The organism is Micromonospora sp. WMMA2032 (assembly GCF_002688545.1).
Taxonomy (GTDB): Bacteria; Actinomycetota; Actinomycetes; order Mycobacteriales; family Micromonosporaceae; genus Micromonospora; species Micromonospora sediminicola.
The window spans coordinates 3,971,880-3,983,043 of record NZ_CP024052.1 but is presented as its reverse complement, the minus strand read 5'-3'; the positions used below and the strand labels follow the sequence as shown (position 1 = coordinate 3,983,043).

The following is an 11,164-nucleotide window of genomic DNA, read 5'->3' as shown; positions in this document are numbered from 1 at the left end:
CTACTGCTGTACTTCGCTGCTGTACCGACCCGGAACACAACAAAAGCGGCCCCGTAAAGGGCCGCTGAGCTGGAACGGAGTGGGCCGCCAGGGACTCGAACCCTGAACCTATGGATTAAAAGTCCACAGCTCTGCCATTGAGCTAGCGGCCCGCAGAGCACAGGCTACCCGAAGCGGATGAGCCGGGCGGGCATCGTACGCCCGGCCTCTCGATCTTGCCGACGCTGTCATCCAAGCCGCGCGGGGCCCTCCGGGCCGTGCGCGGACGGCTACGCTTCGGCCATGTCGAGCTGGCGGTGGCGCGACCGCGCGGCGACGGTGGCCCTGGTGCCGGCCGTCGCCCTGGTGGCCCTCCTCGGCCTGCTGGTGCAGGCGGACGGCCTCGACACCCCGGCCGAACTGGTGGCGCTGCTGGTCGTGCTGGCCGCCGCCGGCGCGCTGTACGCCCGCCGGCGGTATCCGGTGGCGGTGGGGGTCGTGGCACTGGTCGCGGTCAGCGCCTACGGGGTGCTGCTGCACCGGCCCGGGCCGGTCATGCTCGTGTTCGTCGTCGCGTTGTACACGGTCGTCGACGAGGGGCACCTCGCCGTCGCGGTGGGGCTCGGCCTGGCCTCGGTCGTCTCCTTCGCCGTCGCCGACAGCTGGACCCGGACCGGCGCCGGGGGGAACGGCGCGACGCTGCTGCACGCCGGGTGGCTGGTGGCGGTGATCGTCGGGGTGACCCGTAACCGCCGGGCCTACCTGGCCGAGGTGCGGGCCCGGGTGCGCGCCGCCGAGCAGGGCAAGGAGGAGGAGGCCCGGCGCCGGGCCACCGAGGAGCGGCTGCGCATCGCCCGCGAGCTGCACGACCTGCTCGGTCACCATCTCTCGTCGATCAACGTGCAGGCGAGCGCGGCGCTGCACCGCCCGGATCCGGAACGGGCCGAGGCGGCGCTCACCGCGATCAAGCAGACGAGCAGGGAGACGCTGCGGGAGCTGAGGACGACGCTGGGGATCCTGCGTGCCGAGGCCACGCCGCCCGCCCCCGGGCTGGACCGCCTCTACGAGCTGGTCACCTCGGCCGGGCGGTGCGGGTTGGTGATCCGTACCGAGGTGGCCGAGACCCGGCCGCTGCCGTCGGAGGTGGACCTGACGGCGTACCGGATCGTCCAGGAGGCGCTGACGAACGTGACCCGGCACGCCGCCGCGACCAGCGCGACCGTCCGGGTCCGACCGGACCGCGACGACCTGCTGGTGGAGGTGGAGGACGACGGGGCCGGCGCCTCGGCCCCGCCCGGGAACGGGATCCTCGGCATGGGTGAGCGGGTCCGGGCGCTGGGCGGCTCGCTGACCACCGGTGCCGGGCCGGCCGGCGGTTTCCTGGTGCGTGCCCGCCTCCCGCTGCGGCCGGGCCCGCCGCCGGTCCGGGTGCCGGCGGCCCGGTCGGAACCGGAGGGCGCGGCGTGATCCGGGTGCTGCTCGCCGACGACCAGAACCTGGTCCGCGCCGGCTTCCGCTCCATTCTCGACGGCGAGGACGGCATCGAGGTGGTCGGCGAGGCCGCCGACGGCGCCGCCGCGGTGCGGCTGGCCCGGCAGATGCGGCCGGACGTCGTCCTCATGGACATCCGGATGCCGCAGCTCGACGGCCTGGCCGCCACGCGGGAAATCACCGCGCGCGGTGACGGCCGGGTGGTCATCCTGACCACCTTCGACCTCGACGAGTACGTCTACGACGCGCTGCGGGCCGGGGCGAGCGGCTTCCTGGTCAAGGACACCGAGCCGGCGGAGCTGATCCACGGGGTGCGGGTGGTGGCGCGGGGCGACGCGCTCCTCGCGCCGGCGATCACCCGCCGGCTGATCGCGGAGTTCGCCGCCCGCGCCCGGCACCCGGAGCCGGGGCCACGGCTCAACGCGCTCACCGAACGGGAGCGTGAGGTGCTCGTCCTGGTCGCCGCCGGCCTGTCCAACGACGAGATCGCGGCCCGGCTGGTGCTGAGCCCGGCCACCGCGAAGACGCACGTCAGCCGGATCATGACCAAGACCCGGGTCCGGGACCGGGCGCAACTGGTGGTGCTCGCGTACGAGTCCGGGCTCACCGTGCCCGGCTGGCTCACGTCCTCCTGAGCGTCGCGGTCAGGTGGTGCGGCGGGCCCGGGCCGACGCCCACCCGCCCAGGCCCGTGCCGACGACCCCCAGCACCACGCCGACGATCGCCCCGGCCCGTCCCTGCCCGTTCCCGAACCCGTCCGAGGTCAGGGCCAGGTGCACGGCGCTGAGCACCAGGCCGACCAGCCCGGCCGCCAGCGCCACCAGGGCCCGGCCACGCCCGCCCGAGGTCGGGCGGGCCACCGCCAGCCCGCCGATGATCGCGCCGGCCAGGCTCACCGCGGCGAACGTGGTGGCGCCGAACCGTCCGGAGCCGCCGATCCCACCCGCGGCGACCGAGACGTGCGCCGCGGCCGGGGCGGCGAATCCGAGCCCGCCGGCCAGGGCGGCGGTGGTGGCGGTGGCGAGCAGATGACGGACGGGCATCGGAACTCCCTCGGTCGGGGGCGACAGGTACAGGCGGCAGCGTATGGACGGGACCGGCCCCGGGTCGTCCTGCCGGAGTTGCCGATCGGGTTACCACGCTGGGCGTACCTTCCCGGTCGTCCGTACCCCGGCGGTTGTGGTCCGGACGAACCCCCGTCCGTGAGCGGTTGCTGTCCGCTTCAGCGGGTATCGCACCGCGTATGCGCATCGTGATCGTGGGGGCCACCGGCAACGTGGGGACCGCCGTGCTGCGTCGGCTGCGGCGGGAGGCGGGAGCGGAACTGGTCGGGGTGGCCCGCCGGCTGCCCGGGCCGGACGCCGGTGAGCCGTACGACGACGTGGAGTGGCACTCGTGCGACATCGGCGCGCCCGGTGCGGCCGACGAACTCGTGCGGATCTTCGCCGGGGCGCGGGCGGTGGTGCACCTGGCCTGGCAGATCCAGCCCAGCCACGACCGGCGCACGCTCTACCGGACCAACGTCGGCGGCAGCCGCGCGGTGATCGAGGCCGCCGTCCGGGCCGGCGTTCCCGCGCTGGTGTACGCCTCGTCGGTCGGCACCTACGCGCCCGGCCCGAAGGACCACCCGGTCAGCGAGAACTGGCCGGCGACCGGGGTGGAGACCTCGTCGTACAGCCGGGACAAGGCCGAGGTGGAGGCGCTGCTGGACGGCGTGGAGCGGGAGCACCCGGGGCTGCGCGTGGTCCGGCTGCGGCCGGGGCTGATCTTCCAGCGCGAGGCCGGCACGGAGATCAGCCGCTACTTCCTCGGCCCGCTGGTGCCGGTGCGGCTGCTCCGCTACGGCCGGATCCCGCTGGTCCCGTCGAACCGGCGACTGCGGATGCAGGCGGTGCACGCCGACGACGTCGCGGACGCGTACGCCCGGGCGGTCGTGGGCGACGCGCGCGGCGCGTTCAACGTGGCGGCCGACCCGGTGCTGACGCCGGAGCTGGTGGCCCGGCACTTCCACGGCTGGACCGTGCCGGTGGCGGTGCCGGTGCTGCGCGCGGCGGCGGCGGTGACGTGGCGGGCCCGGCTGCAACCGGTCGACACCGGCTGGGTCGACCTGGCGCTGAACGTGCCGCTGATGTCCAGCGGGCGCGCCGAGACCGAGCTGGGCTGGGAGCCCCGGGTCGACACCGTGACCGCCCTGCGGGACCTGATCGCCGGCATGTCCACGCGCGCCGGCACCGACGCCCCGCCCCTGTCCCCGGACCCCACTCTGCCGGGCCGCCCCGCCGCCCTCACCAGGGGCGACCTCCCCGGCCACCCCAACCCCTACTGACCGCCCCGCCCGGGGTCAGGAAAGGCGGGAGGAGGTGACGGTCGGGGGGCGGGCGCCGAGGAAGAAGATGCCGGGGAAGCCCTTCGTCTCGAAGCCCCGGCTGGGGTTCTTCCGCAGGGTGCTGCCCTCGATGGTCATCGTGCCGGTGCGGTTGTTGCTGACGAAGAAGACCGCGCCGCCGCCCTCGTTGGCGCTGTTGTTCTCGACGACCGTGCCGGCGAGCCGGACGGTGAACTCGTTGCCGTCGCAGTAGATCGCGCCGCCGCTGCCGCCGCCCGGGGTGCCGCCCCGGGCCGGGTTCGCGCCGGTGCCCACCGCCCGGTTGTCGCGGAAGACGCTGTTCAGCACCGTCCAGGAGACGCCGATGCTGCTCAGCGCCGCGCCGTTGGCGCACACCCCGCCGGTGAAGGTGCTGCTCACCACGTACACCGGCTTGTTCTCGAACTGGCTCAGCACCCGCACCGCGGCGCCGCCGAGGTCGGGGCCGGTGCGGTCGCAGCGGTTGTCGACGAACCGGGAGTTGACCACCTTGAGCCGACCGCCCCGGACGAAGATCGCGCCGCCCCCGCCGCCCTCGGCGGTGTCGCCGGTGGAGTTGCCGGCGGCGAACGTCAGGTTCTGCACGGTGAGCTGCGGGTGGTCCTGGTTCTGGCAGTGCGAGGTGGTCCAGCCCTGGGCCTGGTCGCAGGTGTTCATGTAGAGGATCCGCCGGCTGCCGCCGCCGCTCAGCGTGACCTTGCCGCCGCCGTCCAGCACCACGCGCGGGCCGTGCGAGTTCACCACCTTGGCGGTGGCCTTCATCGTGATGGTCACCGGCGCCGGGCCGCAGTCGAAGGTGATCACACCGCCGGCCGCGACCGCCTTCACCACCGCCGCGGAGGTGCAGCTCGCCGGCGTACCGCTGCCGACCGTGCGGGTCGGGCGCGAGGTGTCCACCGCCCGCGCCTCGGCCGGTACGGCGGCGCGGCCGTCCGGGTTGCCGGCGCGGAACGCGACGGGGGCCGTGCTGGGGCTCGGCGTGGCGCTGCCGAGGCCGGCCCGGGCGCTCGGCGAGGCGGCCGGGGCAGCGGCCGGACCGGTCGGTGCGCCGGAGCCGGTGGCGGCGGCCGGCGCGGGCGTGCCGCCCGGGTCGTCGCCGCCGCACGCGGGCAGCGTCGCGGTGGCCAGGGTGAGGGCGAGCAGGGAGACAGCGGACTTCACGCGCACCGCCCGATGCTAGGAGGCCGAGCCGTCCCGGCACGACTCCGCCGGCGATCCTTAACCCGCCGCTAAGCCGTCAGGCGTGCGAGAGGGCGAACGCCACCAGGAAGCCGAGCACGGTGATCAGGCCGACCAGCAGGTGGGCGTCCTCGAACGCCTCCGGCACCATGGTGTCGGTGATCATCGCCAGGATCGCGCCGGCCGCGAGCGCGGTGATGGTGGCCAGCACCTCGGGCGGGGCGCCGCCGAGCAGCGTGTACCCGGCCAGCGACGCGGCGCCGGAGAGCAGCGCGATGGCGGTCCAGAGCCCGAAGACGTAGCGCCGGGTCCGCCCGGCCTGCCGCATGCCGGCTGCGCTGGACAGCCCCTCCGGCACGTTGCTGAGGAACACCGCGATCACCGTGACCAGGCTGACCGGGCCGCCGGCCAGCAGGCTCGCGCCGATCACCACCGACTCCGGTACGCCGTCGAGCAGCGCGCCGACCGCGATGGCCGACCCGGAACCGGGCTGTTCCTGCTCGGACGGCTGCTCGTCGCCGGAGCGCTTGCGGTGCCGGGCACCGCGCCGGGCCAGCAGCACGTTCGCCCCGGTGTAGGCGAGCGCGCCGGCCGCCGCCCCGATCGCCACCGGCAGCAGCCCGCCCTGCTCGTGCGCCTCGTCGATCAGCTCGAACGACACGGCGGAGAGCAGCACGCCGGCGCCGAACGCCATCACCGACGCGGTCATCCGGCGCGGCACCCGCGCGAAGAACCCGACGGCCGCCCCGATCAACAGGGCGGACCCGGCGAGCAGGCCCCAGAATCCCGCTTGCAACCACTCCGGCACGGGCAGGACCCTACCCCCGGCCGGGCGCCGCCAACCGGGTCAGAAGTCGGCGAACAGGTAGGGCAGCTCACGGGGGAAGAGCCGGCGCAGCTCGACCGCGGCGTCCACCGGCACCTCGCCCAGCCCGCGCACGGCCACCTCGGCCGGGTCGAGCACCCCGTACGCCAGGGCGGACAGCCCGGCGGCGGTCAGCCGGGCGGCCGGCACGCTGCCCTCGGCGGCGGTCTCCGCCGGCAGCACCGCCAGCTTGCCGGTGGCGCCGTCGAGCAGGTGCCGGCCGGCGAGCCAGCGGTCACCGACCAGCTCGACGAGCGCCCGGCCGGCGCCGACCGGCTGGTCGGCGAGCGCGTCCAGGCTGAGCAGGCGGGCCATCGGCGCGGTCGGGTCGGGCCGCGACACCCGCGCCTCGACGTGCACGTCGAGGTCGGTGAGCCACAGCTCGGGCAGTTCGTCGGGCGGCAGCTGGACGCTGACCCGGGCCACCTGGTCGACGTGCCGGGCGAAGAACTGAAGCAGCGACGCCCGGGCGTACGGGTCGTCGAAGAGCAGGTCGTCGGCGATCAGCGTGCCGGCGTGGTCGTCGATCCGGTAGGTGACCGCGCCGACCGTCTCGCCGTCGCGCACCACGCTGGCCAGCCAGCGGTCGTCGCGGTCGCGCAGCCCGACCGCGCGGAAGTCCGGGAACACCGCGAACCCGTGCCGCTCCCGCAGGCACCGGTCGGTGTAGGCGCGCCACCGCGGGTAGCCCACGCCGATCCGCTCCCAGACCAGCTCGTCGGGCAGCTCGGCCCGCAGCAGCGGCGCCAGGTCCGCCGGGGCGAACACCGCGGTACGCCGCCGGGGCAGCCCGACGTAGCCGAAGCGCTCGTAGAACGAGGCGCGGAACGGGTGCAGCGCGGTGAGCTGGTGCCCCTCGTCCCGCATGCCGTCGAGGAGCTGGTGCATCAGCGTCCGGACGTGCCCGCGCCGGCGGGCCAGCGGGTGGGTGGCCACGCCCGCGACACCGGCCATCGGCAGCACCGCGCCGCGCAGGTTCTGCCGCATCGGGATCGCCGAGACCGCCGCCGTGGTGACGTCGTCCTCCTCCACCACGAGCGTGGTGTTCCCCGCGTTGTAGGGCAGGTAGGCGCGGAACTCGTCGGTCCGGGCCGCCGCCATGGGGGACGCCTCGAAGGCGTACGCCTGGAGCGGGAAGCTGGTGGTCAGTCGTTCCTCGGCGGCCAACCGGCGGATGCGCATCCGTTCATCCCAACCCGGGGCGGCGGGCGTCGCAACCCGAATCGGCGCGGATCAGGCCTCGGTGACGTCGGAGATGACCACGGTGACGTTGTCCGGCGCGCCGGCCTGGTGGGCCAGCTTCACCAACTGTTCGCCGCACTGCTGCCGGTCACCGTAGGTGGCGAGCGCCGCGGCGATGGCGGCGTCCTCCACGTAGTCGGAGAGGCCGTCGCTGCACAGCAGCAGCCGGTCGCCGGCGAACACGGTGAGCGCCCCGACCGCCGGTGGCGCGTCCGAGCCCTGCACGGCCCGGGTGACCAGCGAGCGCTGCGGGTGGTGCCGGGCCTGGTCGCGGGAGAGCGCGCCCTGGTCGACCAGCGCCTGCACGAACGTGTCGTCGCGGGTGAGCTGGGTCAGCTCGTGGTCGCGCAGCAGGTAGCACCGGGAGTCGCCGACCTGGGCGAGGACCAGCGTGTCCCCGGCGAGCAGGGCGGCGGTCAGCGTCGTGCCCATGCCGTCGCGGGCCGGGTCGACCGTGATGGCGGCGCGGATGCGCTGGTTGGCGGTGCTGACCACGGCGCGCAGCGCGTCGGCTGCCTCGTCGGCGCCGGTGGGCGGGGTCAGCTCGTCCAGGATGCGGATGACGATCTCGCTGGCCACCTCGCCGGCGGGCAGACCGCCCATGCCGTCGGCCACCGCCACCAGGCGGTCACCGGCGAGGGCGGAGTCCTCGTTGTTGGTCCGGACGAGGCCGACGTCGTTGAGGATGGCCGAGCGGAGGATGAGCGTCATGGGTCAAGCTTGCCAAGAAGACCGGCCCCGCGTCTGCACGCGTTGGCTGGTCGGCTGAAAGAAATGTCATCCGCTTGCATCCTGGGTATGCGTCAACTGTCCGGTGTGGACGGACGCGGATAGCGGAGCAGGAGGCTCGCCCGGACCTCGCCGTCGCCCACCGCCGCGTAGCTGTGCGGCACGTCGGAGGTCCAGCGCAGGTATTCGCCCGGCCCGGCGGTGGACGGGGTGTCCACCGGCCCGGCGCGGAGCACGCCGGAGAAGACCGTCACGTGTTCGGTGACCCCGGCCTGGTGCGCGGGGGAGAGCTGGGCCGGCCCAGGGCCGACCCGCATCCGGTACAGCTCGTAGGTGGCGTCGCGGTCGTGGAAGACCTCCAGCAGCGTGGCGCCGACCGCGGCCCCGCGTACGGTCGGCGTCTGCTCGGGCGCGGACAGCACGGCGGTCAGCGGCACGCCGAGCTGCGCGGTGATCGCGTACAGGGTTTCCAGGGTGGGGTTGCGGACGCCGTTCTCCAGGCCGGAGAGCGTGGCCTTGCCGACGCCGGCCAGCCGGGCCAGCTCGGAGAGGGAGATCCCGCGTTCCATCCGGAGGGCGCGGATGCGCCGGCCGACGTCCATCGGGTTATCGTGCTACATCGCGTCGTTCCGTAAACGGAACACCCGGAGGGGGATGCATGGCCGGTCGACTCCAACCCGTCCTGGCCGGCGTGGTGACCGCCCTGGTCGGCTTCGCCAGCTCGTTCACCGTCGTCCTGGCCGGGCTGCGCGCGGTCGGCGCCGACCCGCGCCAGGCCGCCTCCGGCCTGCTCGCGCTCTGCGTGGCCAGCGGCGCCTGCGCGGTCTGGCTCGGCCTGCGCCACCGGCTGCCGCTCGCCATCGCCTGGTCCACGCCGGGCGCGGCGCTGCTGGTGGCCACCGGGCAGGTCCCCGGTGGCTGGCCCGCCGCGGTCGGCGCCTTCCTCCTCGCCGGCCTGCTGATCGTCGCGGCCGGGCTGATCCCCGCGCTCGGCCGCGCGGTCGCCGCCATCCCCGGGCCCATCGCCTCCGCCATGCTCGCCGGGGTGCTGCTGCCGCTCTGCACCGCGCCGGTACGCGCGCTGGTGGAGGTGCCCCGCCTGGCCGGGCCGGTGGTGCTCGTCTGGCTGCTGCTGCACCGGTTCGCCCGTCGCTGGGCGGTCCCCGGCGCGCTCGCCGTGGCCGTGGTGGCGATCGCGCTGACCACCTCCGGGCCGGCCCGGCTGGACGCGGCCCCGGTGGTCGCGCTGACCGCGCCGGCCTGGACGCTGCCCGCGGTCGTCGGCCTCGCGCTCCCGCTGTTCCTGGTCACCATGGCCGCGCAGAACGTACCCGGCGTCGCCGTGCTCGCCGGCTACGGCTACCGGGCCCCGCTGGGCTCCGCGCTGCGGGTGACCGGACTCGCCACCGCACTCGGCGCACCCGCCGGCGGCCACGCGGTGAACCTGGCCGCGATCACCGCCGCGCTCGCCGCCGGCCCGGACGCCCACCCCGACCCGGACCGGCGTTGGATCGCCTCGGTCACCGCCGGGATCGGCCTGGCGCTGCTCGGCCTGGGCGCCGGCGCGGCGACCGCGCTGGTGCTGCTCTCCCCGCCGGTGCTGGTCGAGGCGGTCGCCGGGCTCGCGCTGCTCGGCGCGCTGGCCGGAGCCGTCACGGCGGCGGTCGCCCAGCCGGACGCGCGGGAGGCGGGAGTGGTGACGTTCGTGGTCACCGCCTCCGGGGTGAGCCTGCTCGGGGTCGGTGGCGCGTTCTGGGGGCTGGTCGCGGGCTGCCTGATGCTGCTGCTCTTCCGCCGCCGCCCGGCCGGGGCGCGACCTGGCCGGACGCCGGCTGACGCGGCCGACGGCGAGGTCGTCCCCGTCCGCTCCGCCTGACGTGCGGCCGTCACTCCTCGGCGGGTAGCTCCGCGGCCGGGACGGTGAGGCGTACCGCGCCGTCGCTCACCCCGGCGATCCGGTCGGCCAGCACGTAGACCGCGCCGGTCGGGGTCAGCTCGGTGGAGACCTTGAGGTAGCCCTCGCGCAGCAGCCGGGCGGCCAGGTCGGCCGGCACCTCCGGCTCGTCGACGGCGGCCGACTCGATCAGCTCGTCGAGGCTGCCGCCCGGGTCGACCGGGGTGGGTGCCTGCACGGTCACCGCCGCCGGGTCACCGCGTTGGACGAGATCCACGGTGCCCACCTCGACGCCGGTGGCGTCGACCACCCGCATGCCGGTGGTGACCCGGGAGACGGTGTCCTGCTGCTGGCTCATGCAGGAGCGGTTCCCGGGGCGCGCGGGCGCTAAACGGATCGTGGGCGCGCCGGCCGCCGTCCCGTAGCGGTCGGGGCGGGGCGCTATCGGGGCTGTTCCGGGCGTGTCGGGGCTGATGGAAGAGGGTCGGGTGAAGCGATATACCTGAGAGTCATGATTATGACCCTCAGGTATATCGCCCTCGGGTGACCGTTCCTCTGGCGTGGTCACGCACGGTCACCGGCAGCGGACCTAGGTGGGCGGGGCCCAGCCGCCCGGCGGGCGGGGGGACAGCTCGCGCCAGGTGTCCGGCCCCTCCAGCAGCGCCCGGACCGTCTCCTCGGCCTCCTCCACGCTGGCGTGCTCGTAGAACCGGGAGACCCCCTCGGCGCCGCCGGCGCGCTGCTCCACGTGCCAGCGGTCGCCGTCCACCCGGAGGAAGACGTCCCGCCGGGCCAGCCGTCCCCACTTCCCGTTCCACCAGTGCCTGCGCTGCTCCATGCCGGGACTCTATCGAACATGTGTTCGACACACGTCGGCCCCCGCGGGATTCCCACGGGGGCCGATCGGCTATGCGTCAGCGCGGGGTCGGCGGCTCCTGCCGGCGGCCGAGCACGTCGTCCAGCGCGCCGCGCTGCGCGGGCGTGCCATGGCTGCCGGCGAGCAGCGCGTCCCGGATCTCGGTCAGCAGCTTCACCTCTTCGCTGGGCGCGGAGGGCGGGGGCTCCTCGCCGCGCTTGCGCCGCTCGGCGAGCCGGTTCATCGGGTAGACGACCAGGAAGTAGAGCGCCGCCGCGGTGAGCACGAACGTGATCGCCGCGTTGACGAACGCCACCCAGTCGAACGGGATGCCCCGGAACTTGGGCGTCGAGCCGCTGAGGCCGTCCTTGCTGCCGGTGATCAGTGCGATGAACACCCGTACCAGCGGTTCCAGGAACGACTTGGTCAGCTGGGTGACCACGCCGGTGAACGCGGCGCCGATGACGACGCCGACCGCCAGGTCGACGACGTTGCCGCGCATGATGAAGTCTTTGAAGCCCTTGAGCATCAGCTCTCCCGTGCTGTCCGAATCTCCGTCGGGGA

Annotated in this window: 13 protein-coding genes and 1 tRNA gene; 4 read left to right on the top strand and 10 right to left on the bottom strand. The window is 74.9% G+C overall.

The window, feature by feature from the left end:
• Positions 1-80 precede the first annotated feature (80 nt).
• A tRNA-Lys gene (locus CO540_RS18255) sits at positions 81-152 on the bottom strand.
• Between the two features lie 130 nt (positions 153-282).
• On the opposite strand from CO540_RS18255, the gene CO540_RS18250 reads away from it, so the two are divergent.
• Positions 283-1,446 (top strand): sensor histidine kinase, encoded by a 1,164-nt coding sequence (locus CO540_RS18250; RefSeq protein WP_099162989.1) that lies wholly within the window; start codon positions 283-285, stop codon positions 1,444-1,446.
• The gene (locus tag CO540_RS18245) at positions 1,443-2,105 is read left to right on the top strand and encodes a response regulator transcription factor (protein WP_099162988.1); all 663 of its coding nucleotides are present in this window, start codon (positions 1,443-1,445) and stop codon (positions 2,103-2,105) included. The genes CO540_RS18250 and CO540_RS18245 overlap by 4 nt, the downstream gene beginning before the upstream one ends.
• A gap of 9 nt (positions 2,106-2,114) precedes the next feature.
• On the opposite strand, the gene CO540_RS18240 is transcribed toward CO540_RS18245, so the two are convergent.
• Complete coding sequence (locus CO540_RS18240) at positions 2,115-2,513, bottom strand: DUF6223 family protein (protein WP_099162987.1); 399 nt, start codon at positions 2,511-2,513, stop codon at positions 2,115-2,117.
• Positions 2,514-2,713: 200 nt separating this feature from the next.
• On the opposite strand from CO540_RS18240, the gene CO540_RS18235 reads away from it, so the two are divergent.
• Complete coding sequence (locus CO540_RS18235) at positions 2,714-3,796, top strand: NAD-dependent epimerase/dehydratase family protein (protein ID WP_099162986.1); 1,083 nt, start codon at positions 2,714-2,716, stop codon at positions 3,794-3,796.
• A 15-nt stretch (positions 3,797-3,811) separates the two neighbouring features.
• Here the strand turns inward: CO540_RS18235 and CO540_RS18230 are convergent, their stop codons facing one another.
• From CO540_RS18230 to CO540_RS18210, 5 genes are all read right to left on the bottom strand, one after another.
• Entirely contained in the window at positions 3,812-4,996 is a 1,185-nt protein-coding gene (locus CO540_RS18230) for a hypothetical protein (protein WP_099164825.1), read from the bottom strand.
• A 76-nt stretch (positions 4,997-5,072) separates the two neighbouring features.
• Positions 5,073-5,822, bottom strand: a complete 750-nt coding sequence (locus tag CO540_RS18225; protein ID WP_099162985.1) for a ZIP family metal transporter — start codon at positions 5,820-5,822, stop codon at positions 5,073-5,075.
• A gap of 39 nt (positions 5,823-5,861) precedes the next feature.
• Complete coding sequence (gene eis / locus CO540_RS18220) at positions 5,862-7,061, bottom strand: enhanced intracellular survival protein Eis (protein WP_099162984.1); 1,200 nt, start codon at positions 7,059-7,061, stop codon at positions 5,862-5,864.
• Positions 7,062-7,112: 51 nt separating this feature from the next.
• Positions 7,113-7,832 (bottom strand): PP2C family serine/threonine-protein phosphatase, encoded by a 720-nt coding sequence (locus tag CO540_RS18215; protein ID WP_099162983.1) that lies wholly within the window; start codon positions 7,830-7,832, stop codon positions 7,113-7,115.
• Between the two features lie 92 nt (positions 7,833-7,924).
• Positions 7,925-8,452, bottom strand: coding sequence for a helix-turn-helix domain-containing protein (locus CO540_RS18210; RefSeq protein ID WP_099162982.1), 528 nt, complete (start codon positions 8,450-8,452; stop codon positions 7,925-7,927).
• A 56-nt stretch (positions 8,453-8,508) separates the two neighbouring features.
• Between CO540_RS18210 and CO540_RS18205 the strand changes: the two genes are divergently transcribed.
• Complete coding sequence (locus tag CO540_RS18205) at positions 8,509-9,726, top strand: benzoate/H(+) symporter BenE family transporter (protein WP_099162981.1); 1,218 nt, start codon at positions 8,509-8,511, stop codon at positions 9,724-9,726.
• Positions 9,727-9,736: 10 nt separating this feature from the next.
• Here the strand turns inward: CO540_RS18205 and CO540_RS18200 are convergent, their stop codons facing one another.
• From CO540_RS18200 to mscL, 3 genes are all read right to left on the bottom strand, one after another.
• The gene (locus tag CO540_RS18200; protein WP_099162980.1) at positions 9,737-10,102 is read right to left on the bottom strand and encodes a hypothetical protein; all 366 of its coding nucleotides are present in this window, start codon (positions 10,100-10,102) and stop codon (positions 9,737-9,739) included.
• Positions 10,103-10,333: 231 nt separating this feature from the next.
• Positions 10,334-10,582 (bottom strand): hypothetical protein, encoded by a 249-nt coding sequence (locus CO540_RS18195; protein ID WP_099162979.1) that lies wholly within the window; start codon positions 10,580-10,582, stop codon positions 10,334-10,336.
• 76 nt (positions 10,583-10,658) lie between these two features.
• Positions 10,659-11,129 (bottom strand): large conductance mechanosensitive channel protein MscL, encoded by a 471-nt coding sequence (gene mscL, locus CO540_RS18190; protein WP_099162978.1) that lies wholly within the window; start codon positions 11,127-11,129, stop codon positions 10,659-10,661.
• Positions 11,130-11,164 lie beyond the last annotated feature (35 nt).

Excerpts from the sequence above, each read along its gene's own strand:
- CO540_RS18250 (WP_099162989.1), top strand. The coding sequence starts at position 283 with ATGTCGAGCTGGCGGTGGCGCGACCGCGCGGCGACGGTGGCCCTGGTG.
- CO540_RS18240 (WP_099162987.1), bottom strand. The coding sequence starts at position 2,513 with ATGCCCGTCCGTCATCTGCTCGCCACCGCCACCACCGCCGCCCTGGCC.
- CO540_RS18235 (WP_099162986.1), top strand. The coding sequence starts at position 2,714 with ATGCGCATCGTGATCGTGGGGGCCACCGGCAACGTGGGGACCGCCGTG.
- eis (WP_099162984.1), bottom strand. The coding sequence starts at position 7,061 with ATGCGCATCCGCCGGTTGGCCGCCGAGGAACGACTGACCACCAGCTTC.
- CO540_RS18215 (WP_099162983.1), bottom strand. The coding sequence starts at position 7,832 with ATGACGCTCATCCTCCGCTCGGCCATCCTCAACGACGTCGGCCTCGTC.
- CO540_RS18210 (WP_099162982.1), bottom strand. The coding sequence starts at position 8,452 with ATGGACGTCGGCCGGCGCATCCGCGCCCTCCGGATGGAACGCGGGATC.
- CO540_RS18205 (WP_099162981.1), top strand. The coding sequence starts at position 8,509 with ATGGCCGGTCGACTCCAACCCGTCCTGGCCGGCGTGGTGACCGCCCTG.
- CO540_RS18200 (WP_099162980.1), bottom strand. The coding sequence starts at position 10,102 with ATGAGCCAGCAGCAGGACACCGTCTCCCGGGTCACCACCGGCATGCGG.
- CO540_RS18195 (WP_099162979.1), bottom strand. The coding sequence starts at position 10,582 with ATGGAGCAGCGCAGGCACTGGTGGAACGGGAAGTGGGGACGGCTGGCC.
- mscL (WP_099162978.1), bottom strand. The coding sequence starts at position 11,129 with ATGCTCAAGGGCTTCAAAGACTTCATCATGCGCGGCAACGTCGTCGAC.